This window comes from Gordonia sp. 852002-10350_SCH5691597, assembly GCF_001665715.1.
Taxonomy (GTDB): domain Bacteria; phylum Actinomycetota; class Actinomycetes; order Mycobacteriales; family Mycobacteriaceae; genus Gordonia; species Gordonia sputi.
This window is the reverse complement of record NZ_LZMO01000299.1, coordinates 1-23539: the sequence shown is the minus strand read 5'-3', so window position 1 is coordinate 23539 and position 23539 is coordinate 1. Positions and strand designations below refer to the sequence as shown.

Sequence of the window (23539 nt, the reverse complement as noted above, 5' to 3'; positions counted from 1 at the left end):
CCACAAGTACGTTCCCACCCATCCACGCGAAGACCTCGTGGCGTCGTTGATGGTCGATGCGCTCAGCGAAGCGCACGCCCCCGGCTCTCGGCACGCGGCCCTCGTCAGCTTTGTCGGTCGAGTAGGCGCCGACGAAGCCGCCGCGCTGCGTCGTGCGCTTCGCTGAGCGCATCGACCATCAACGACGCCACGAGGTCTTCGCGTGGATGGGTGGGAACGTACTTGTGGGCTCTGTCCTCGCGGATCTGCGTGACCAGGTTCTTCTTCGCCAGACGCTGCAGCACGGTCATCACCGTGGTGTAGGCCAGCGAGCGGTCGCGGGATAGATCCGCGTGGACCTGGCGAACCGTCTGAGGCGTGGGACTCTTCCAAAGGGAGTCCATCACCGCACGCTCCAGATCGCCCAATCCGTTCATCTTTCGCATTTTACTGCCGTTTCCTCTACTTGCTCGACGCCGGGGCCAACTTGTCCCGCGGGGTGCCTTGACAATGTTGGTAAGGCTAGCCTACGTTAATCAGAACGTCGGACCGCGCGAGAGTCCTGAGGGCTGCAGAGACCCCCGGTCCACGTCGCGGTAAGCCCCACATCCCCAACGGGATGTGGGGCTTACTGGTTCCCGGGGATGTCCACAGGGCCAGCGATGCTCGGCCACGTGAGTCGTGACACTCTTGTTCGCATGACTGTTGACGACACGGACAATTTTTCGAAGTTCGCGGGCAAGGGTCTCGACGCCCTGCTCGGCCTGCAGATCACCGACATCGACGACGACGGCGCGGTCACCGCGACCTTGGAGATCGATTCGCGACATCACCAGCCGTTCGGCATCGTGCACGGCGGTATCTACTGCGCGATCGCCGAAAGCGTTGCCAGCACCAGTGGCTTCGTGTGGCTGTCCAAGCAGAGGCCGGGTCAGACCGCGGTCGGCGTCAACAACAACACCGACTTCCTCCGTTCGGTCAGCAGTGGCGTCGTCACCGCAAAGTCGTCGCCCATTCACCGCGGACGCCGGCAGCAGCTATGGCGTGTCGAGATGTCCGACGACGCAGGTCGCCTGCTTGCCACGTCGCAGGTGCGTCTCCAGAACATCGACATGCCTGCGGGCGCGTGACCTCGCGGCACACGTTGGGCGCCGACGTTCGGCGCTCGGTCGAAGAGCTGCTCGCGCCGGTCGACGACGATCTCGCGGCGCACTACCCCGGCGATCGGACTGATCCGCAGCCGGTGCACACCGTCTACGTGAGCGCGGCAGACGTCGACGAACAGACGCCGCAATCGTGGGGTGACGAGGCGCTCCGGATCGCCGACGCTGCGTCGGGTGTCCTCGGCGAACTCGCGGACGACGACGTGGTCGGAATCGCGCTCGAGCGGTTACGAACCAACCCGATCGAGGATCTGCGGATCGATCTCGAAGACGGTTACGGATGGCGTCCTGACGCCACCGAGGATGCCGACGCCCGCCGGGCAGGCGAGACCCTCGCCGCCTGGACTCGCCAACGACCCCACGCACCTCGATCCGCGGGTGTGCGGGCCAAGGGACTCGGAGCGGTCGAGCGCAGCCGCGGTCTGCGCACGCTCGAACTGGTCCTCGACGCCGCGGGCGGTATCCCCGACGGTTTCGTGTTCACGGTGCCGAAGCTGCGCGACGTGCGGCAGGTCGACGCCGTGAATCTGCTGTGCGCCGAGTTCGAGCGCGTCCACGGCGTGCCCGTCGGCTCGTTGCGATACGAACTGCAAATCGAGATCCCGCAGGCGATCCTTGGCCCGGACGGGAGCGCAACGGTTGCCGAAGCGGTGCATCGGGGTGCCCCGCGGCTGAGTGGCCTGCACTACGGCACCTACGACTACAGCGCAGCATGCGGAATCGTCTCGGCTCAGCAGTCGCTTGCGCACCCGGTCGCCGATCACGCCAAGAACGTCATGCAGGCCGCGGCGGCGCAGACCGGCGTCTGGCTCAGTGACGGCTCGACGCAGGTCATGCCGACCGGCGACGACGCCCAGGTCGCGGCCGCGTTGCGGCGTCACCACTCGCTGGTGCTGCGCTCGCTCGAGCGCGGCTACTACCAGGGATGGGATATGCATCCGGGGCATCTGATCACCCGATGGGCCGCGGTCACCGGGTTCTACCGGTCGGCGATGCCGACCGCGGTGACCCGACTGCAGAGCTATTTCGAGCGACGAGGCGGCGACGTCGTCGACGAACCGGCCACCGCGATGTCGTTGGCGCTGGTCGTCGGCCGAGGGTTGGCGGCAGGTGCGTTCACCGAAGACGAGGTCACCGCGATCGCTCCGCAGTGCACCGTGACCCGCCTCGCGCAGTTGCGCGCCACCGGCGGTGCACTCGTCGACGAGTGACGGCGCTTCGACGCGCCGCCGCGCAGCGCGCGTGGCAGTATGACCACACCAGCAGTGGGGTGTGTCGACCCCGGATCGTCGTGAAGAGGGGTTCAGGTGCGGCTGTCGCCACATGAACAAGAACGGTTGCTCATCTCCTACGCCGCGGAACTGGCCCGGCGCAGGCAGGGCAGGGGCGTGAAGCTGAATCATCCCGAGGCCGTCGCGTTGATCACCGATCACGTGCTCGAGGGTGCGCGGGACGGACGCAGCGTCGCCGAACTCATGGCATCTGGGCGTGAGGTACTCGCTCGCGACGACGTGATGGACGGTGTGCCCGAGATGCTGCACGACGTTCAGGTGGAGGCGACGTTCCCGGACGGGACGAAGCTCGTCACCGTGCATCATCCGATCGGGTGATCCTGATGAACCACCGCGCGCCCGCGACGCTGACGAGCACGGCGATGCCCCAGCGCAGAGCATCGATGCCCCAGCGCAGAGCATCGCAGAAGCGCACGACGACAACGTTTTCCGAGTTCGTGATGCCGTGTCTCGGCGTGTCGGCGACACCCGCGCGGCTGCCAGAACGAGAGGTGCCATGTCCGACAACAATCCCGCGGTGATCCCCGGCGAGGTGATCGCCGCACCGGGAACCATCGAGCTCAACGCAGGAGCCGACCCCGTGACGTTGACCGTCGTGAACTCGGGTGATCGACCCGTCCAGGTCGGGAGTCACGTGCACTTCCCCCAAGCCAATTCGGCGCTCGATTTCGACAGAGCCGCCGCGCGTGGCCGTCGACTCGACATCGCCGCCGGCACCGCGGTGCGATTCGAACCCGGCATCGAGATGACCGTGACACTCGTACCGCTCGGCGGAACCCGTGAGGTGTACGGGATTTCGCTGGACGCGCCTGGAAAGGTTGACTGACATGGCAATTCTGGGACGCGACCGTTACGCACAGCTGTTCGGTCCGACGACCGGCGATCGAATTCGCCTCGCCGACACCGACTTGCTCATCGAGGTGACCGACGATCGTTCCGGCGGACCGGGTCTCGCGGGCGACGAAGCGGTTTTCGGCGGTGGCAAGGTGATTCGTGAGTCGATGGGACAGAGTCGCGCCACGCGCGCCGACGGCGCTCCCGACACCGTCATCACCGGTGTGGTCGTCCTCGATCACTGGGGAATCATCAAGGCGGACGTCGGTATTCGCGACGGCCGGATCGTCGCGCTGGGCAAGGCGGGTAACCCCGACACCATGGACGGTGTCCATCCCGATCTGGTTATCGGCGCCTCCACCGAGATCATCGCGGGCAACGGCAAGATCCTCACCGCGGGCGCCATCGACTGCCACGTCCACTTCATCTGCCCGCAGATCATGGACGAGGCGCTCGGCAACGGCATCACCACGCTGATCGGCGGCGGCACCGGTCCGGCGGAGGGGAGTAAGGCGACCACGGTGTCGCCCGGTTCGTGGCACCTCGCGTCGATGCTCGCCGCCACCGACGGCTGGCCGATGAACATCGCGCTGCTCGGCAAGGGCAACACCGTGAGTGCCGAGGCGATGCACGAACAGATCCGGGCGGGTGCGTCGGGCTTCAAACTGCACGAGGACTGGGGGAGTACCCCCGCCGCGATCGACGCGTGCCTGCGCGTCGCCGACGAGACCGGGGTGCAGGTCGCCCTGCACTCGGACACCCTCAACGAGGCGGGCTTCGTCGAGTCGACGCTCGGTGCGATCGCCGGACGCAGCATTCACGCGTATCACACCGAAGGCGCCGGAGGCGGGCACGCACCCGACATCATCACTGTCGCATCGGTTCCGAATGTGCTTCCGAGTTCGACGAATCCGACGCGCCCGCACACCGTCAACACACTCGACGAGCACCTCGACATGTTGATGGTCTGCCACCACCTCAATCCGACGGTGCCCGAGGATCTCGCGTTCGCCGAGAGTCGTATCCGACCGTCGACGATCGCCGCGGAGGACCTGCTCCACGACCTCGGGGCGATCTCGATGATCGGTTCGGATTCGCAGGCGATGGGTCGCATCGGTGAGGTGGTGTTGCGTACCTGGCAGACCGCGCATGTGATGAAACGCAAACGCGGATCACTGCCGGGCGACGGCGCAGCCGACAACAATCGCGCGCAGCGCTACATCGCCAAGTACACGATCTGCCCGGCCGTCGCGCACGGATTCGATTCCGAGATCGGGTCGGTGGAGACGGGTAAGCTCGCCGACCTCGTGCTCTGGGATCCCGCATTCTTCGGTGTCCGACCGGATCTCGTCATCAAGGGTGGCGCGATCGCGTGGGCACAGATGGGCGACGCGAACGCGTCCATCCCCACACCGCAGCCGGTACTACCGCGTCCGATGTTCGGGGCGAGCGCACCGTTGGCTGCCGCGACGTCGATCAGTTTCGTCGCACCGGGCTGCGATCCCGACCTCGCCGAGCGAATCGGTGTGCGACGCAAACTCGTTCCGGTCACCGACACGCGCGGAATCGGAAAAGCCGACATGACCAACAACGACGCGCGGCCGGAGATCACCGTCGATCCGGACACGTTCACCGTCACCGTCGACGGCGAGGTGTGGGATGCGCCGCCCGTCACCGAACTGCCCATGGCACAACGCTATTTCCTGTTCTGAGTTGTTCATGCTCCCGCTCCGATCTCGAAAACCACACCATGACCCCACCTGACCAACCATCGCGCTACGCGGGCGCGCCGCTGGCAATGATGTTGTCGCTGGCCGATTCTCGGCTACCCGTCGGCGGGCACGTGCACTCGGGGGGTGTCGAACAGGCCATCGCCGACGGTTTCATCCGTGGGGTCAGCGATCTCGCGTCCTTCCTCCATCGCCGTGTCACCACGAGCGGTCTGGTTGCTGCGTCCATCGCGGCGGCGGTCGCCGACGGCGGCCTCGACGTCGAGCGTGCGCTGCAGGAAACGGACGCACGCACGCCGTCGGCGGCCGCTCGCAAAGCGTCGATTGCTCAGGGCCGAGGAATGCTCCGATTGGCCAAACGCATGTGGCCGGAACGGGATTGGTCCTCGCACACGCCGACGACGCATCTGCCGGTCATCAGTGGCGCGGTGGGTGCGGCAAGCGCCTTGTCGGGATTTCACACCGCCCTTGTGCTCGTGTACACGACGATGAGCGGTTCGGCGACCGCGGGCCAGCGACTCCTCGCACTCGACCCCGCCGACGTGGCGCTCATGATCGCCGACCTCGGTCCCGAGTGTGAACGTGTCGCGGCGTCGGCGGCGGTGGGTCTCGCCGATCTGTCCGATCCGGTTCTCGACGTGTTCGCCGAACGCCATGAGCGACAACCGATGCCACTCTTCATGTCCTGACGTTGTCTTTCGATTCGCTCAACTCACGTAGTCCAACCCGCACTGTCCACAGTCACCGAAAGGATCACCATGCCACCGCATCTCATCGACGGAGAGCCGCACAGCCACGATCACGATCGTCCGCGACGCCACCGCGAGCCGGGCGAGGCGTTGCGGATCGGCGTCGGCGGGCCGGTCGGCTCGGGCAAGACGGCTCTGGTTGCCGCGCTGTGCCGTCAGCTTCGTGAGGAACTCTCCGTCGCGGTCCTGACCAACGACATCTACACCACCGAGGACGCAGACTTCTTGCGGCGCAACGCCGTTCTGCCCGACGAGCGCATCACCGCTGTGCAGACGGGTGGTTGTCCGCACACCGCGATCCGCGACGACATCACGGCGAATCTCGACGCGATCGACGACCTGGTCGCAGCGAATCCACCGCTCGATCTGATTCTGGTCGAATCCGGTGGCGACAACCTCACCGCAACCTTCTCGACCGGCCTGATCGACGTGCAGATCTTCGTGATCGACGTCGCCGGTGGCGACAAGGTGCCCCGCAAGGGCGGACCGGGCGTCACTTTCTCGGATCTGTTGGTGATCAATAAGACCGACCTCGCCGAGCGGGTCAATGCCGATCTCGACGTCATGCGTCGCGACGCCGCCAAGGTTCGCGACGACCGACCGACCGCGATGATCTCGTTGACCGACGACCCGGCGGCCACCGATGTGTTGGCGTGGGTTCGCACGCAACTCGCGGCCCCCGTGGCGACGGGGTAATGCGTACCAGAGTCGAGATCGTCGTCGAGCCCGGTCGGCGCTTCCGACACCGGGCATCCGGTGGACTGGCTGTGCGCCAAACGGGTTCGCAGGCAGCGCATCTCATCGGAACGGCGGCAACTCCGCTCGGCGGTGACGACATCGAGGTGCGCGTCATCGTCGAAGCGGGCGCCCACCTCGACCTCGGCAGTGTTGCCGCGACCATCGCGCTGCCGTCGACGCGGCGTGTCGATTCGACGATGTCGTGGCACATCGAACTCGGGCCAGGTGCCCGGTTGCACCTGCATCCAGAGCCGACCGTCGTCGCGGCCGGTGCTGATCATCGGTCGGAGATCGTGGTCGGAATGGCCGACGACGCGATCCTCACCCTCGCCGAAGACGTGCAGATCGGACGTTCTGCGGAATTCGGCGACAAGGACGCCGCCGGGCGCTGGGAGGGCGGACTGCACGTCGATGTCGGTGACGCCCCCGCGCTGCGACACCGGGTCGCGCTAGGTGTCGGCTCCAGCGCCCATCGGACCGGCCTTCGCGCGGCCAGCAGCGTCTTCCGTTACCCGGATACGCGCGATGATCAGGTCGACGGAGAGGCTTTCGCCGCCCGCCTGAGCCTGGCATCGGGCGGGTCGCTCGCTACCGCACTCGGAGAGAATGTCGCACAGACACGGCGCCTCGTCGACGAGATGGAACTCGCGACGATGGCGCCGTGACCTGAACCAGAAGTCGAGCCGGCGGTCAGCTCGCCTTGGTATCGGTTTTCTTCGCGACCTCGGCGTCGGCCTCCGATTTCTTCGCGTCGGCACCGACCGATTCGCCCTCCACCTCGTAGATGGGCTTGTTCTCGAGTTCGGAGAGATGCCCGATGGCGGTGCGGGCGTAGACCTGCTGCTCGGTCACCGCGAGCTGTGTGCGACCGCGGGTGCTGAACGCGAAGAACCAATTGATCAGCGTGTTGAGGCGGTTACGGAAGCCGACCAGATAGACCAGGTGCAGCGCCAACCAGCCGACCCATGCGAAGTAGCCTTCGGTCTCGAACCGCTTGTCGGTACCCGGAATCGGAACCGACATCACCGCGGAGAAGCGCGAGACCGTCGCCATCGAACCCTTGTCGTGGTACGAGAACGGCTTGCGCTGTTGCGGGGTCTGACCCTTGAGCTCGTTCTTGATGCAGTCGGCCGCGTACCGACCACCCTGGATCGCGCCCTGCGCCATGCCCGGCACACCCTCGACGGACATCATGTCGCCGACGACGAAGACGTCGGGGTAGCCGGGGATCGACAGGTCGGCGAGCACCTTGACGCGGCCCGCGCGATCGAGTTCGACGCCCGACTGCTCTGCGAGTTGCTTGCCGAGTGGGCTGGCCTGAACACCGGCCGACCACACCTTGCACTGCGACTCGATTCGACGGGTCGTGCCGTCCTTCTCCTTCACCACGAGACCGTCGTAGTCGACGTCGACGACCATTGCGTTGAGCTGGATCTCGACGCCGAGCTTCTCGAGGCGCTTGGCGGCCTTGGATCCGAGCTTCGGACCCATCGGCGGAAGGACGGCGGGCGCGGCGTCGAGCAGGATCACCCTCGCCTGGGTGGGATCGATGTTGCGGAATGCGCCCTTGAGGGTCTTGTCGCTCATCTCGGCGATCTGCCCTGCGAGTTCGACACCCGTCGGTCCGGCTCCCACGACGACGAACGTGAGCAACTTGTCGCGCTCGGCCGGATCGTCGGACAGTTCTGCCTGCTCGAATGCACCGAGAATCCGACCTCGCAGTTCGAGCGCGTCGTCGATCGTCTTCATGCCGGGGGCGAACTCGGCGAACTGGTCGTTGCCGAAGTACGACTGGTCGGCGCCTGCCGCGATGATCAGTTTGTCGAAGGGTGTCTCGGTCACTCTTTCGAGCAGACGTGACTTGACGACCTTGTTCTTCAGATCGATCTCGAAGACGTCACCCATGATGACGGCGGTGTTGTTCTGCTTCCGCAGTACGACGCGGGTTGCCGGAGCGATTTCACCCTCGGCGACGATTCCGGTCGCAACCTGATAGAGCATGGGCTGGAACAGATGGTGCGTGGTCTTGGCAACCAACGTGACGTCGACGTCGGCCTTGCGGAGTCGCTGCGCGGCGAACAATCCGCCGAATCCCGAGCCGATGATGACGACACGGGGACGAGCGGGGGCTGTCGGAGCGGGGCTGCTCATGATCGAGAACATCTCCTTCGCGCATTGCAGGAACGACGCGCAGGGCGCGCGTACATCTCAACGGTAGTCAATGATCAGTCGTAGGTCGCGGTGAGCCTTGGGTTGACGCCGAACTGCTCGCGCGGCCGTGTTGCGGACGGCGTCACGTATGTCTGATGTGGCACGTCACCCCGACGTCACGCCGGAAGGTTCATCACCTGGTGTCGACGTGCGTCGGCGCCCATGACCAGCGCTTCCCAATGGTGTCTGAGCAGCTCGTACTCGAGTTCTCCGAGGTTGTCGCGATTCCCGTGAGCATGCTCGTACCGCCTGCCGAGGTGGTCGCCGCCCGCGCGAACGCCCGACACCCGCATACCGAGCTTTTCCATCACACGTCGCGACGAGGAATTGCGCAGAGTGGTGCTCGCGAAGACACGCTCGGTGTGCAGTTCGTCGAATGCGAGTCCGACGACGGCGCGGGCAGCCTCGGTGGCGAGGCCACGGCCCCACGTGTCGCGGCGCAGCCGATAGCTCAGCTCCATCTCCGAGCGCTGACTGTGACGCGGCGCCCGCAGGAGCACCCAGCCGAGAAATGCCTGATAGCGCTGGTCGATGGCGATCCACATCCCACCCCGACCGGTGCTCAGTTCCGCTCGGGCGCGGGGAATGACCCAGTCGGAGATCTCGGCACGCGGCGTCGGGCGCCCGTCCGAGACAAATCGCATGACCTCGGGATCGGAGTCGAGAAACACGAGTGCATCGACGTCGGTCGAGTCGACCGGTCGCAGCCGTAGACGGCGAGTCTCAACGTTCACACATCCCCCAAGAAAACCGAGCGTGCCGGGTGGTTCGTGGCCCCCTGCAAGTCTCTCCCCGGTCAGGGAGTCTACGTAGTCTCAGCCCGAGCCGGGTCAGATCATCGCGGTGTGTCGTGCGCGTCTCCGACGCGGTGTGCCAGGGGCGTCTCCGACGCGGCGCCTGTCGAAGACTCCCCGCCGCCGATGTCGGTTCCGCCGGATAGGCTGCGGAGCGTGCAGATACCACTATTCCGATCGTCGGTGGCGGGCCCGGTAGCGAAACAGCCGCCGACGCCAGCCCCGGCACGGTGTCGCCGTCGGGTGCAACCACGGTCTCCCTACAGTTGCGCTGGGGCGACATGGATGTCAACAAACATGTCAACAACGTGCAGTTCGCTCGACTGCTCGAAGAAAGTCGTGTGCGCACGTTCGCGGAGTGGTTCGAGGGGGTATCGGTAGTGCTACCGATACTGGTCGCGCGTCAGATCATCGAGTTCCGCGCAGTGCTCGAGTACTCGTTCGACCCGGTCACCATTACCACCGGCGTCTCGCGAATCGGGCGGACGTCGTACACGATGTCCGCCGTCCTGACCGATCCGTCCGGTCTCGTGTGCGCCGTTGCCGAGACCACGCTCGTCGCCATCGACCCGAGTACTTCTCGCCCGCGACCCCTCTCCGACGATGCCCGCGCCATTCTCGAATCGCATCGCATCGAGCCGCAGCCGATGCACACGAACTGACCGCGGTCGGAATCACCCGTGTTGACCCTTCACCGCGCAGAGCGCAGCGATACCCTCGCCGACGCACTCGCCGACGTACTGCGGGTTCCGCTTGCCGATCCGATGGCAACCGAGGTCATCTCAGTGCCTGCGCGCGGCGTCGAACGATGGCTGACCCAACACCTCGCGACCACATTGGGTGCAGGCGCCGGCGGAACCGACGGGATCGCCGCGAACATCGACTTCTCGTCACCTGCGGCACTGAGCGAAGCCGTCGTGGATGCCGTCCGTACAACGCCGCGTTCGCACGCAGGACCGTACGGTCGTCACGACCCCTGGGAACCAGCACGAATGGTGTGGCAGGTCCTCGCCGTTCTCGACGAGAACATCGACGATCCGGCACTCGACATCATTGCGCGACATATCGGTTCGGGTCGCTCCGCGACGGCAGGCGACAGTGATCTTCGGATCGGCCGACGCGTCGCCACCGCTCGCCATCTCGCCGACCTCTTCGATCGGTACGGACGCCAGCGCCCCGCGATGCTTGTCGAATGGGCCAACGGCCACGACACCGACGGATCCGGGGCGGCACTCGCATCGGACATGAAGTGGCAGGCCCGATTCTGGCGGGCGGTACACGCACGGGTCGGCGTCGACCATCCCGCGCTTCTGCTCGACGACGTGTGCGCACGCGTCCGCGCCGACCCCGATGCCGTCGACCTCCCCGAACGCGTCAGTGTCTTCGGTGCGACTCAAGTGACCGAATCATTCCGACAGATACTGTCTGCACTCGCACGCCATCGCGATGTGCACCTGTTTCTGCCGCACCCGTCGCCTGCGCTGTGGGCATCGGTGGCGCGCGCCAAGACACAGACGGGCGCCGAGACCGTCGATCAGGTGCGTCGCGCCGACCGGCCGATCCCCGCGATCGATCATCCGCTGCTCGCCGGGCTGTCGCGCGATGTCCAGGAACTCCAGCAACGCATCGCCCCTATCGTCGACAGCGACATCTATCACGAGTCTCGAGCCGGGGCGGGCGTCAACTCGAGCCGTCTGCTTCCGCGCCTGCAGGCCGACCTGCGCGACGACACGGTGCACCCGACCACGGCGGCGGCCGACTCGTCGCTCGAGATACACGCGTGCCACGGCGCCGAGCGGCAGGTCGAGGTCATGCGCGACAGACTGCTGCACCTGTTCGCCGACGATGCGACGCTCGAACCGCGCGACGTCCTGATCATGTGTCCCGACGTCGAGTCGTTCGCGCCGCTCATCCGTGGTGCCTTCGGTCAATCCGGCCTCGACCACCCGGCGTTCAACCTCCGAGTGCGCCTGGCCGACCGCGGCCCCCGTCAGGTGAACCCGGTCCTCGACGTGGTGGCGTCGATCGTCGAACTCGCCGCGAGTCGAGCAGCGGCAGGAGATGTGGTCGACCTGTTGAGCCGTTCGCCGGTTCGGTCCCGGTTCGCGATGGACGACGACGATCTCGACATGATTCGGGAGTGGTTGGCGCACAGCAACATTCGCTGGGGTCTCGGAGAGAATGAACGCGCTCGATTCGGACTGTCCGGCTTCCGTCAGGGGACCTTCGCGAGCGGAGTCGATCGCATCGCTCTCGGAGCAGTCGCCGAGGAGGCCGACGGCGAATGGTTGGGCGCCGCGCTCCCGCTGGCGGGTGTGGAGAGTACCGAGATCGACTTGGCCGGCAGGTTCACGGAATTCGTCGACCGGCTCGCAGACCTCTTCGACCGCATGGGCGGTCGTTCCTCCCGTGCAGCGTGGCAACAGACGCTGATCGACGTCGTCGACCAGCTCACGCTGTCCGATCCTGGCGAGGAATGGCAACGGGCACAGGCGGTCCGGGTGATAACGGACGCTCTTGACGCCGATGAGTCCGATTCGCAGCATCTGCTGCTCGCCGACATCCGTGACCTGATGGCCGGGGTGGTGGCGGGGAGACCGACGCGCGCCAACTTCCGGACCGGCGAACTGACCGTCTGCACCATGGTGCCGATGCGTTCGGTGCCACACCGTGTGATCGTGCTCCTCGGAGTCGACGCCGACACTTTCCCACGCGCACAGCGCACCGATGGCGACGATGTCCTCGGCCGTGATCCGCTTGTCGGGGAACGGAATCCGCGCGACGAAGACAGGCAGCTGTTCCTCGATGCGATCGGCGCCGCCGGGGACTCGCTACTCGTGTTCTACAACGGAGCCGACCCGGTGAACGGAAGCCGCATCCCGCCCGCGGTGGTCGTCAGCGAACTCGCCGAGAGTGTCGCCACCCTGCGAGGACTCGACGACCCCTCCGACGTCGTCATCACCCACACCCTGCACGGATTCGATCGGTTGAATTTCACCCCCGGCGCGATCGGTTCGATTCCGACACCATTCAGCTTCGACGCCGAGTTGCTCGCGGGCGCACAGGCTCTCGACTCTGACGCGGTGCCGTCCGCGCGATTGTCCGACGCCGAGGTCGGCGATCTCGAACCCACCGACATCGAGTTGCGCGACCTCGTCGCGTTCCTCGCGAATCCGATCGAGGGCTTCGTGCGTCAGCGACTCGGGGCACGAATGCCAGACGACGATCGGGCACACACCGACGAACTCGACGTAGAACTCGATGCTCTCGACAGGTGGGGCGTCGGCGACCGATTCCTACGACAGATGCTCGCGGGCGACGATCTCGTCACCTGTCAGGCAGCAGAGCTGCGACGTGGCAACCTGCCTCCATACGAATTCGGGCGCCGTGAGTTGGTCGAGATCTCCGAAACGGTGTCACGTGTGTACGACGCGGTCGCCTCGGTACGCACGCAGCCGCCGGTCACCCGCGACGTCGCCGTCACCTTGCCCGACGGTCGTCGCGTCCACGGCAGCATCGCCGACATCGTCGAGAACTCGCCGTTCGGAACGACGATCGTCACCGCGACGTACTCCCGTGTGCGGGCCAAGCAGCGATTGACCGCGTGGCTGGGATTGCTGCTCCTCGCGGCGTCGGCCGCCGACGCGTCACCGCCGTCGGCGCTCGTCGTCGGCCGCGGCGGCGCGGGAGCGGTTGCCCAGTCCATGCTCACTGCTCCCGACGACGCACGCGCCGTGCTCAACGATCTGGTGCGTCTCCGCGACCTCGGGTTGCGCTCGCCGATTCCGCTGCCGCTCGAACCCGCGGAGGAGTACGCCACCAAGGTGCGCGCAGGCGTCCGTTCGGACGCGGCGGTGGAAACCGCGCGACGCAGCTTCGACGGGATGTTCGGCGCGGGCACCGACACCTACCTGCGCTTCGTGTTCGGGGCCGACGTGACGTCGTCGGTCGCATTCGACGAGATCCTGCGGATGTCGACCTCCGACGACCCCCGGTGGGCCGGGCTGATCCTGCCCGGAGAGGCCGAGGCGCCGCTGTTCACCAGGCTCGCCCGCGCCCTCTGGAACCCACTCCTCGACCACGAGACGATGTCATGACCGAAGCGCACACCATCCCCGACACGGGGACACCGGGGTCCGAAACCGCCCCTGCGCCACAGTCTTTGGAGGGCTCTGTACCACAGCCTTTCGACGTTGCAGCACCGTTGCCCGGCGGCACAACGGTCCTCGAGGCCAGCGCTGGGACAGGTAAGACGTATGCGATTGTCGGCGTCGCTGCTCGACAGATCGCCGACGGCCTGCCGATCGACAAGCTGCTGTTGGTCACGTTCAGCCGCTCGGCGAGTGCCGAACTGCGCGAGCGTATGCGCGCACGCCTCGCCGACCTCGTCGTCGCGCTCGATCCGGCCCGCGTGCACACCGATCGCGACGGCGACGACGACCCGGTGCTGCGTGCGGTGCTGACCGGGAGTCCCGACGAGATCGGCGCGCGCCGTGGACGTCTCATGCAGGCGCTCTCCGATTTCGACGCCTCGACGATCGCGACGACACACACGTTCTGCAATCGGATGCTCGAAGCCCTGGGTTTCCTCGGCGAACGCGAACTGATCTACGACGTCGTCGAAGACACCGACGACATCGTCGAACAGACCGCGCTCGATCTGTACCTGTCGTCGTATGCGGGTGATGCCGACCGCCCCCCGTTTTCTGTCGGCGAGGCGATGGCGATCGCGCGCGAGGCCGTCCGGAGCGGGGGGGTGCCGCTGGCGCCGCAACCCGACGACACCGCAGACGCCACACCGTCGGCCGCAACCCAGCGCGTGCGATTCTGCGAGCGCGTGCGCAGCCGCGTCGAACGTCGCAAGCGCCTCGCGCGACTGCGGACCTACGACGACCTCCAGATGATCCTGTACCGGGTCGTCACCGACCCGGAGTTCGGTGAGGCGGCGTGCAAGCGCATCCGGGCCTCGTTCGAATTGATCCTCGTCGACGAATTCCAGGACACCGACCCGTTCCAGTGGGAGATCCTGCGGCGCTGCTTTCACGGGCATCGACAACTGGTTCTCGTCGGCGATCCGAAACAGTCGATCTACGCGTTCCGTGGTGCGGAGGTCCGCAGCTACCTGACGGCCGTCGACGTCGCCGATTCGCTCCGTGCGCTCGACACGAATCACCGTTCCGATGCCGACCTCGTGACCGCGCTGGATCGGATCTACGGCGGCGCGAGCCTCGGTGATCGATCGATCACGGTGCACCCCGTTCGGGCCGCGCGGTCGGGGAGTCGGATCTCCGGTGCACCGGCTCTGCGCATGCGCGCCCTGTCGCGAAGCGATTTCACCATCCGCGGGAAGAGTGGATTCCCTTCGGTTGCCGACGTCCGGTCCGCGATCACGGCCGACGTCGCGAACGACATCGCCCGGCTCCTCGCCTCCGACACCCGGCTCGACACCGGCGACGGACCACGCGCTGTCACCCCGGGCGACATCGCGATTCTCGTTCGCACGAACGGCACCATCGAGCCGCTGCAGCGAGCGCTGTCGGAACTCGGCATCGCCTCAGTCGTCGGCACCGGGACCAGCGTCTTCCGTACGATCGGTGCGCTGCACTGGTTGTGGGTGATCCGTGCGATCGAGCAACCGGCGCGCGCCGACCGCGTCCGACTTGCCGCGTTGACGCCCCTGATCGGTTGGGACGCAAGCGAACTCGCAGAGGCTTCCGATACCCGCCTCGCGGAGCTGTCATCGATGTTCGCCGAACTGGGTCGAGTCTTCGCCGACGGTGGGTTCGCGGCCCTGTCTCAGCGTCTCCTCGCAGCCGAGAACGTCGCCGGCCGAGTGCTCGGAATCGAGGACGGCGAACGTGCACTGACCGATCTGCTGCAGGTGGCGTCGCTGGTGAACAAGCACGTCGTCGAGAACGAGTGCGGGCTGGCAGGTGTCGTGGAGTGGCTTGCGGATCGCATCGCCGATGAATCCCAGTGGCGGCGCCACGAAGATCAGACCAGACGTCTCGACCGCGACACCCATGTCGTGCAGATCATGACTGTGCACGCGAGCAAGGGACTGGAGTTCCCGATCGTGTACGTGCCGTTCGGTTGGGACGCCGCGCGGGTCTCGAAGCCGAAAACCTTTCGCTACCACGACGATGCCGGTCGCCGTCACCTCGACGTCGGTGGCGAGGGGACTCGCGGCTGGGGTGAGCGGATCGCGCGTCGTAACGAGGAGGAAGCGGGCGAGGACCTCCGCCTGCTCTACGTCGCATTGACGCGCGCCTCGTCACAGGTCGTCATGCACTGGGCACCGTCGTTCAACACGTCGAAGGGTCCACTGCACCGATTGTTGTTCGGACGCCGAGAACACGCAGGCGAGACGCGACGCGGCACCGACGCCGAGACCGTGCCGACCTCGGTGAACGTGCCGGACGACCACACGTGCGTGTCGACGCTGCGTGCGCTCGCGGCCGATCCGCCGGTGTCGATCAGTGTCGAGCACGCCGACGACTCGCCGGCACCGGTGTGGACACCGCCAGATGACGACGAAAGCCGCCCCGAACTCGACGTCGCGCGGTTCACTCGCACGATCGACCAGCAGTGGCGTCGCACCTCGTACTCGGCCCTGATCGCCGGTGCCGCGCACCGACATCCGACCCTGACAACCGGCAGCGAACCCGAGGTCGGCTCCGCTGCCGACGGCGAGTTGATCACCGACGAGCCTGCCGATCCCGCCGACACTCTCGACTCCGGCGATCCTTATGCGGCAACGGATCCGGCAGCCGGACAGGCCTCGGCGCTTCCCGAAGGAACACCGTCGCTGATGAACGGCATGCCATTCGGAGCGGCCTTCGGAACACTGGTCCACGAGGTGCTCGAATACGTCGACACCGCAGCACCCGATATCGACGACCATGTCCGCGAACTGTGTGCTACGTCCGCGACCAGGCACGCACTCGACGTCGACGTCGATGATCTCGCCGCCGCGTTACGTGCCGTACTGACAACCCCACTGGCGTCGCTCGGAGGCACCCTGTGGTCGGTCAGGCCGCGAGATCGGCTGGCAGAGTTGGACTTCGAGTTCCCGCTCGGTAACGCGGCGTCGACGCCTGCCGCGGCGGTCCTGTCCGACGTCGCCGCCCTGATGAATCACCATCTCCCCGAAGCGGATCCGCTACGTGCCTACGCCGAGTCGCTCGCCGAGATGCCGCCGCGCGCATTGCGCGGCTATCTCACCGGAAGTATCGACTCGGTGCTACGCACGTCCGACGGCCGATACGTCGTCGTCGACTACAAGACCAACCGGTTGCGTCCGGGCGAGCTGAGCGCTGAAGACTTCACCGCCGATGCAATGGCCGCAGAGATGATCGGCGCACACTATCCGCTGCAGGCACTGCTGTATTCCGTTGCGCTGCACCGCTATCTTCGCTGGCGACTGCCCGGCTACACGCCTGCCGAGCACCTCGGTCCGGTGCAGTACCACTTCGTGCGCGGGATGGTGGGCGCCGACACCCCACCGGGTTGCGGGGTCTACGAATGGGACATCCCCACCGCGTTGGTCACCGAGTTGTCGGATCTACTCGCGGGCATCGAAGGAGGCGACGACCGGTGAGCACCGACAATCCCGGTGTGCTGACCATCGACGATGCGCGGCGGGTTCGTGACGCCGACGGCATCCTCGCCGATGCAAACGCCGCAGGCCTTTTCGCTGCATCCGATCTGCACATCACGTCGCGCATGGTCCGCATGTGTGGCGAGCCGGTCGCGGTCGCGGCTCAGGTCGCCATCGCACTCGCCGTTCGTTCGGTGCGCCTCGGGTCGACATGTTTCGCGCTCACCACCGTCGACGAACTCCCGGGCGCGCAATCACTCGCGCTTCCGAGTGCCGCCGAGATGCTCGCCGAACTGCGCGGTTGTCCGCTGGTCGTCGGTGCCCGCGGGTCGACGCTGCAGCCCGTGGTGTTGATGGACTCCGACGACGGCCCGTTGGTCTACCTGCAGAAGTACTTCCGCCAGGAGCAATCGATCCGCCAGACGCTCGCCAACCGTGCGACCAGTGCACCTGACGTCGATGTCGAGGCGGTGCGGGCGCAGGTTGCGCAGGTGTTCGCCGACAGCACCGCAGAGCCGCGGCAGCGCCTCGCCGCCGAGGTTGCCGCCTCGCACTGGACGTCGATCCTCGCCGGTGGCCCGGGAACGGGAAAGACGTACACCGTCGCTCGGATTCTGGCGGTTCTCGACAGTCTCGCGGGGGGCGACCTCCGCATCGGGATGTGCGCACCAACTGGTCGCGCGGCAGCCCAGTTGCAGGCGTCGGTCGACCTCGACGGGACGCTGCCCACCTCGGTGCGGGCGGTGACCGTGCACAGCCTTCTCGGCTGGCGGCCGGGCTCGACGCCGCGGTACGGGCTGGCCAACAAGCTGCCACACGACGTGATCGTGGTCGACGAGACATCGATGCTGTCGATGACCGCGATGAGCCGACTACTCGACGCCGTGCGCTCGGATGCGCGACTGATTCTCGTCGGCGATCCCCATCAGCTGGCCTCGGTGGAGGCGGGTGCGGTCCTCGCCGACCTCGTCGAGCGCGCTCCCGGCCCACCATCGGGTCAGGCGTCCGCGACGACGGCAGGTGATCCCTCGATCGAGATGAATGCCGACGAATCAGCGCGTCTGAGAGACGGAGTGGTCACGCTGCGTCGGGGTTTTCGATTCGGCGGACAGATCTCGCGCGTGGCCGATGCGGTCAATCGTGGCGACGCAGATGCTGTCGTCGACCTCGTCACCTCGGCCGACATCGACGACGTACAACTCGTCGCGCCAGACAAGCTCGACGCTGTTCACGACGACATCGTCGCCTGGGGCACGGCACTGCACCGCGCGGCACACACCGGTGACGTCGACGCCGCATTGGCGGCGCTCGACTCGCACCGGATCCTGTGCGCGCATCGTGAGGGACTCTGGGGCGTGCGTGGCTGGCAGCGACGCGTTGCCGACTGGCTGTCGGAGTCGCCGGGCCTTCCGCGGATCGAGCTCGACACGATGGTGTGGTCTTTGGGTGAGCCGCTGCTGGTGACGTCGAACGACCGGCAGACCGGGACGTTCAACGGCGACTGTGGAGTGGTGGTTCGTGCCGGTGGCGAGACCGATTCCGATCGCCTCGAAGTCGCATTCCGCCGTGGCGCGCAGGAGCGGCTGATCGCACCGGTGCAGCTGCCCGACGTCGCGCCGGCATACGCGATGACGATTCACCGCAGCCAGGGAAGTCAGTTCGGAGGTGTCACCATCGTGCTGCCGCCCTCGGGATCGGAGCTGCTGACCCGCGAGCTTCTCTACACCGCGATCACGCGTGCACGTACTCGTGTGCGAATCGTCGGAACGCGAGAAGTGTTGGCCGAGGCCGTCACTCGCCGTGTCCATCGGGCGAGCGGGTTGCGGTCGGCGGTCCGGGAACTGGCCTGACTCAGAGGTCGCAGCCGTCGGCGGTAAGGTCGCGGCGGAGGAAGCATTCGGTGCCAAGGGCCAGATCACGTTGTGCGCGCGGCAGACTCATCAGCGCGGAGACGGTGGATCGTCGTGCCAGTTCTGTCTTATGCGACTCGATCGCGCGAACTTTGTGCTCGATCCATTCGGATACGTCGAGCTGAAGTCCGAGCGTGTGCGCGGGCGTACCGAGAAAGTCGCCGGGCTGTAGTCGAGGGAACAGTGTGTCGGCCAGCTCGGCGACCATCCAGTCGGCGATCGTCGCGAAGTACAGCGAGCGCACCTGCCACGCCGGCAGGTCATCGCGGTACAGGGTTGGGGTGGCCGCGGCATCAGCGGCAGCACAGGTGATCCTGTGTGCCCTGATGTGATCGGGGTGCCCGTAGATCCCATACGGGTCGTAGGTGACGAGGACGTCGGGTCGTCGACGTCGGATGTGGCGGGCCAGCTCGGCGACCTCGCTGTCGAACGACGCATCCGTCAACCGTTGATGTCCCGGCGCGGACTCCGGCACCTTCAGGTCGGCGTAGTCGAGCAGTATCGGCTCGTCGTGTACACCGAGTTCGCCGAGTGCGTCGAGCAGCTCGCGATGTCGTGGAGTGCCCGACATCCACGTGCACATCACCACCGAGACCTCGCCACCTGCGGCGATAGCGCGGGCGATCAGGCCGCCGGTCCACAGCGACTCGTCGTCGGGGTGTGCGTGAACGAGCATGATGCGCGGCGTCGACATCCTTCGCTTTCCAAGGCTCGGTGGTGCTGCGGTCGTGTGGTGCTGGGTCGATTGTGTCCGAGCGCGGTGAGGTTCGCCGCCCTCCGACCCTCCTCAGGGTACTGCGCGCAGCGTCGGTAAAATTCTCATGTCGCGCACGTCGCACCCGTGTGGTCGCGATGGCATCGAATCGGCAGACAATGCGCACAGTCGTACTGATCCGGAGGCACTTGATGAGCACACAGTCGGAAACCCGCGAATTCCAGGCAGAGACCCGTCAGCTTTTGAACCTGATGGTTCACTCCGTGTACTCGGACAAGGACAGCTTTCTTCGGGAGCTGATTTCGAACGCGTCCGACGCGCTCGACAAGCTCAGACTCGAATCGCTCGTCGACAAGGACCTCGACGTCGACGCCTCCGATCTGCACATCACGCTCGAGCCGAGCGCTGATGACAGCGCCGAGCGCACCCTCACCATCCGCGACAACGGCATCGGAATGTCACGCGACGAGGTCGTAGAACTGATCGGAACGCTTGCGCGCTCCGGCACCGCCGAATTGCGTGCCAAGCTCGCGCAGGCGTCGGATTCCGCGGCGACCGAAGAGCTGATCGGACAGTTCGGCATTGGCTTCTATTCGACGTTCATGGTCGCCGACAAGGTCACTCTCGTCACCCGCAAGGCAGGCGAGCAGACCGGAACCCGTTGGGAATCAACGGGTGACGGCACCTACACCATCACTGATGTCGACGACGCGCCGCAGGGTACGTCGGTGACGCTGACGCTCAAGCCTGCCGACGCCGAGAACCACCTCTACGACTACACCGACCAGACGAAACTCCGCGCACTCGTCAAGCGTTACTCCGACTTCATCGCGTGGCCGATCCGGATGGACGTCGAGAAGACGACGACCACTCCGGCCGAGAACGAGGGCGACGAACCGGTCACCACGACCAGCACCGAAACCGAGACCATCAACTCGATGAAGGCGCTGTGGTCGCGTTCGCGCGACGAGGTGTCCGACGAGGAGTACAAGGAGTTCTACCGCCACGTCGCGCACGCGTGGGACGATCCGCTCGAAATCATCACCCTCAAGGCCGAGGGAACGTTCGAATATCAAGCGCTGCTGTTCATCCCGTCGCAAGCACCGTTCGACCTGTTCATGCGTGAACGCACCGGCGGCGTGCAGCTCTACGTCAAACGCGTGTTCATCATGGACGACTGCGACGAGCTGATGCCCGAGTATCTCCGCTTCGTGCAAGGCGTGGTCGACGCGGCGGACCTCTCGCTCAACGTGTCCCGCGAGATCCTCCAGCAGGACCGACAGATCAGAGCCATTCGTCGTCGACTCACGAAGAAGGTGATCTCGACCGTCGATGAGATGCGCGCCGCCCGTCCCGACGACTACCGGACGTTCTGGGACAACTTCGGTCGCGTCTTCAAGGAAGGTCTCGTCAACGACGCCGACAACCGTGATGCGCTGCTCAAGGCATCGGCATTCGAAACAAGCCGCGCCGCAGACGAATTGACCTCGCTGGCTGATTACGTCGGTCGGATGTCCGACGCACAGAAGTCGATCTACTACCTGACCGGCGAATCCCGTCAGCAGATCGAGAACTCGCCGCATATGGAAGCTTTCCGGGCCAAGGGTATCGAGGTGCTCTTCCTGCACGACCCCGTCGACGAGATGTGGGTCTCGAGCGGTGTCGAATTCGATGGGAAGCCGTTCCGCTCAATCGCCAAGGGAGAGGTCGATCTCGACGAACTCGACGGTGACACGAGCACTTCCGACGAGTCGACGGATGCGCGCACTGCCGAGTTCGAGGAACTGCTGTCCTGGCTCGGCGAGGCGCTCGACGCCGACATCAGCGAAGCCCGCCTCTCGCACCGCCTCACCGAGTCGGCCGCGTGTCTCGTCGGCGACACGTATTCGATGTCGCCACAACTCGAACGCCTCTATCGTGCGTCGGGTCAGGAACTGCCGAAAACCAAGCGTGCGCTCGAACTCAACGCCGATCATCCGCTGGTCACCGGGCTCAACGCGGCCTTCAAGGCCGACGCCGACCATTCTCGGCTCACCCCAACGGCCAAGTTGATCTATGGGATGGCGTTGATCGCCGAGGGCGGGGAGCTCGACGATCCGGCCGATTTCGCGCGCTTGCTGACGGGAACACTGACCGCCTCTGTGGCGACCGCGGGCGGCACCGACTGACCATCATTCGCCTGTCCGACCCGACTGCGTCAGATCGTTGTAGCTCGTTTAAGGTTGGTCCGATTCCGACGATTCCGACAGCGAGTGCAACGAGCCACTGAAGCTGCCCGCGTCGGCGACGACAAGGGGAGATGCCGCCGTGAGTTATCCGCACGATCCGTTTCAGCCGGGTGATTCGACGCCGCAGGGCGCGGCACCGCAGGGTCCTTCCGGCGGGGGTGAAGCGGCCTCGAGCGACGGCAAGTCTGCTGGCGGGTACACGCCATACGGACAGCAGCAGAGCCCCGAGCAACCGGCGTACGGGCAGTCGACGCCCTACGGACAGCCCGGGTACGAGCAATGGCAAGCGGCGCCGACCGGAACGGCCACCGACCCGACGGTGAACTTCGGTCAGCAGCCGAACCAGATGCACGACACGAACTTCGGCCAGCCCCAAGCCGGTCAAGCCCAAGCCGGTCAAGCCCAGTACGGCCAACCGCAGGGCTATGGGCAGCAACCGGGCGCTGCGTGGGGTGCGCAACCAGCGATGGGTGGCGGGGGAGTGCCGCCGCAACAATCGAAGCAGAAGAACAAGCGTCTCTTCCTACTTCTCGGCATAGGTGGCGGCGTCCTCGTCGTGATCATCGCCCTCGTGGTGACGCTCATCGTTGTATTCACCGGCGACTCGGGTCCCGGAGGTTCGCCCAAGGCCGCAGTCCAGACCTATCTGGAGGGTCTCTCGAACGGCGACGCCAAGAAGGCGCTGAGCGTCGTCAGAACACCGCCGTCGGACAAACTCCTCACCGACGAGGTGCTCAAGAAGCAACAGGCGATCGCCAAGATCTCCGACATCAATGTGCGCGAGCCGTCGACGTCGTTGTCGTCGATGGCCACGGTGAAAGCCACGTACAAATTCGGAGATCGCAACGCTGACGTCGATTTCATGCTCAAGAAGTCCGACGGCAAGTGGACCGTCGACAATGGAACGATCCCGATCGACGTCGACGACACCCGCGTGCCACAACTGACCGCGTTCGGTGTCGACGTCAGCAAGGACAGCAAGGTCTATGTGTTCCCGGGGCCGGTCGAGTGGGGATCGAGCAACCCGAATTTCACGGTCAAGGCTGATCAATCGAGCGAATTCCCGCTGGGGCCGACCTACGCGTCATACAACTCGCTCAAAGTCGAGCTGAGCGACCGGGGCACCAAGGCTGTGGCAACGGCCCTCGACACGTACTTCACGAACTGCGCGGGTTCCACGCAGGCGGACGCGTCGAAGGACAAGCCGGGATGTTCGCAGTCGCTGTACCAGTCGGTCGTGCCGGGCAGCGTCCGATGGACCAAGCCGAACGACATCACTCAACTCAGGCTCAGCCCGGATTACGAGACTCCCACCAGCGTGAAGGTGTACGGCAGTGTGGAGTGGCCTGCCACGTACATGTCGACGTCATCCGGTCCGGGAAGCTACACCGACAGCGACTTCATCAGTGGCACTGTCGACCTCGCCGCCTCCGAACCCACCTTCACCTCGGCTCGGTGACGAACCGTAGATGACCACCAGCAAGGCGGGGGGGGGGGGGGGCCGCGGGCGCCGCCGCGCGGCCGGGCGGGGGGGGGCGGGGGGGGGGTGGGGGGGGGGCGCGGGGGGGCGGGGCGCCGGGGGGGCGGCGGCGTCGG

17 protein-coding genes and 2 pseudogenes are annotated in these 23539 nt (G+C 66.0%); 15 read left to right on the top strand and 4 right to left on the bottom strand.

The window, feature by feature from the left end; all coding sequences use genetic code 11:
* Nucleotides 1-166: pseudogene (locus A5777_RS25580) on the top strand (BlaI/MecI/CopY family transcriptional regulator); the annotation flags it as partial.
* Here the strand turns inward: A5777_RS25580 and A5777_RS22690 are convergent.
* Nucleotides 156-425 (bottom strand): annotated as a pseudogene (locus A5777_RS22690) (BlaI/MecI/CopY family transcriptional regulator); the annotation flags it as partial. The pseudogenes A5777_RS25580 and A5777_RS22690 sit on opposite strands and share 11 nt — an antisense overlap.
* A gap of 252 nt (nt 426-677) precedes the next feature.
* Between A5777_RS22690 and A5777_RS22685 the strand changes: the two are divergent.
* The 8 genes from A5777_RS22685 to A5777_RS22650 all read left to right on the top strand — a co-directional run bounded on the left by A5777_RS22685 (nt 678) and on the right by A5777_RS22650 (nt 7150).
* Complete coding sequence (locus A5777_RS22685) at nt 678-1109, top strand: PaaI family thioesterase (RefSeq protein ID WP_064864807.1); 432 nt, start codon at nt 678-680, stop codon at nt 1107-1109.
* Entirely contained in the window at nt 1106-2353 is a 1248-nt protein-coding gene (locus A5777_RS22680; RefSeq protein ID WP_005206834.1) for a DUF6986 family protein, read from the top strand. The genes A5777_RS22685 and A5777_RS22680 overlap by 4 nt, the downstream gene beginning before the upstream one ends.
* 96 nt (nt 2354-2449) lie before the next feature.
* Nucleotides 2450-2752 (top strand): urease subunit gamma, encoded by a 303-nt coding sequence (locus A5777_RS22675; protein ID WP_005206833.1) that lies wholly within the window; start codon nt 2450-2452, stop codon nt 2750-2752.
* Between the two features lie 178 nt (nt 2753-2930).
* On the top strand, nt 2931-3260 hold the full coding sequence (locus A5777_RS22670; RefSeq protein WP_005206832.1) for an urease subunit beta: 330 nt from the start codon (nt 2931-2933) through the stop codon (nt 3258-3260).
* Between the two features lies 1 nt (nt 3261).
* The gene (locus tag A5777_RS22665) at nt 3262-4980 is read left to right on the top strand and encodes an urease subunit alpha (RefSeq protein WP_005206831.1); all 1719 of its coding nucleotides are present in this window, start codon (nt 3262-3264) and stop codon (nt 4978-4980) included.
* Between the two features lie 38 nt (nt 4981-5018).
* A complete protein-coding gene (locus A5777_RS22660; RefSeq protein ID WP_005206830.1) occupies nt 5019-5687 on the top strand; it encodes an urease accessory protein UreF in 669 nt (222 codons plus the stop codon).
* Between the two features lie 69 nt (nt 5688-5756).
* Nucleotides 5757-6443: an urease accessory protein UreG gene (ureG, locus tag A5777_RS22655; protein ID WP_005206829.1), complete on the top strand. Its 687-nt coding sequence runs from the start codon at nt 5757-5759 to the stop codon at nt 6441-6443.
* Nucleotides 6443-7150, top strand: a complete 708-nt coding sequence (locus tag A5777_RS22650; RefSeq protein ID WP_005206828.1) for an urease accessory protein UreD — start codon at nt 6443-6445, stop codon at nt 7148-7150. Before ureG ends, A5777_RS22650 begins: the two co-directional genes overlap by 1 nt.
* A 25-nt stretch (nt 7151-7175) precedes the next feature.
* Here the strand turns inward: A5777_RS22650 and A5777_RS22645 are convergent, their stop codons facing one another.
* Nucleotides 7176-8636 (bottom strand): NAD(P)/FAD-dependent oxidoreductase, encoded by a 1461-nt coding sequence (locus A5777_RS22645; RefSeq protein WP_005206826.1) that lies wholly within the window; start codon nt 8634-8636, stop codon nt 7176-7178.
* A gap of 176 nt (nt 8637-8812) precedes the next feature.
* Nucleotides 8813-9430: a GNAT family N-acetyltransferase gene (locus A5777_RS22640; RefSeq protein ID WP_005206823.1), complete on the bottom strand. Its 618-nt coding sequence runs from the start codon at nt 9428-9430 to the stop codon at nt 8813-8815.
* Nucleotides 9431-9771: 341 nt separating this feature from the next.
* Between A5777_RS22640 and A5777_RS22635 the strand changes: the two genes are divergently transcribed.
* From A5777_RS22635 to recD, 4 genes are read left to right on the top strand one after another with little or no spacing between them, the layout of a single operon-like run.
* The gene (locus A5777_RS22635) at nt 9772-10152 is read left to right on the top strand and encodes an acyl-CoA thioesterase (protein ID WP_051993905.1); all 381 of its coding nucleotides are present in this window, start codon (nt 9772-9774) and stop codon (nt 10150-10152) included.
* An 18-nt stretch (nt 10153-10170) separates the two neighbouring features.
* Nucleotides 10171-13587: an exodeoxyribonuclease V subunit gamma gene (gene recC / locus A5777_RS22630; protein ID WP_064864804.1), complete on the top strand. Its 3417-nt coding sequence runs from the start codon at nt 10171-10173 to the stop codon at nt 13585-13587.
* Entirely contained in the window at nt 13584-17090 is a 3507-nt protein-coding gene (locus A5777_RS22625; RefSeq protein WP_156529468.1) for a UvrD-helicase domain-containing protein, read from the top strand. The genes recC and A5777_RS22625 overlap by 4 nt, the downstream gene beginning before the upstream one ends.
* Nucleotides 17087-18940, top strand: coding sequence for an exodeoxyribonuclease V subunit alpha (recD, locus tag A5777_RS22620; protein ID WP_005206816.1), 1854 nt, complete (start codon nt 17087-17089; stop codon nt 18938-18940). The genes A5777_RS22625 and recD overlap by 4 nt, the downstream gene beginning before the upstream one ends.
* Before the next feature lies 1 nt (nt 18941).
* Here the strand turns inward: recD and A5777_RS22615 are convergent, their stop codons facing one another.
* Nucleotides 18942-19694, bottom strand: a complete 753-nt coding sequence (locus tag A5777_RS22615) for a PIG-L family deacetylase (protein ID WP_064864801.1) — start codon at nt 19692-19694, stop codon at nt 18942-18944.
* Nucleotides 19695-19906: 212 nt separating this feature from the next.
* Between A5777_RS22615 and htpG the strand changes: the two genes are divergently transcribed.
* Both htpG and A5777_RS22605 read left to right on the top strand, forming a co-directional pair.
* Nucleotides 19907-21883 carry a molecular chaperone HtpG gene (gene htpG, locus A5777_RS22610; RefSeq protein WP_005206798.1) on the top strand — a complete coding sequence of 659 codons (1977 nt, stop codon included), beginning with the start codon at nt 19907-19909 and terminating at the stop codon, nt 21881-21883.
* A gap of 139 nt (nt 21884-22022) precedes the next feature.
* A complete protein-coding gene (locus A5777_RS22605) occupies nt 22023-23402 on the top strand; it encodes a hypothetical protein (protein WP_064864797.1) in 1380 nt (459 codons plus the stop codon).
* The last annotated feature ends 137 nt before the right edge of the window (nt 23403-23539 follow it).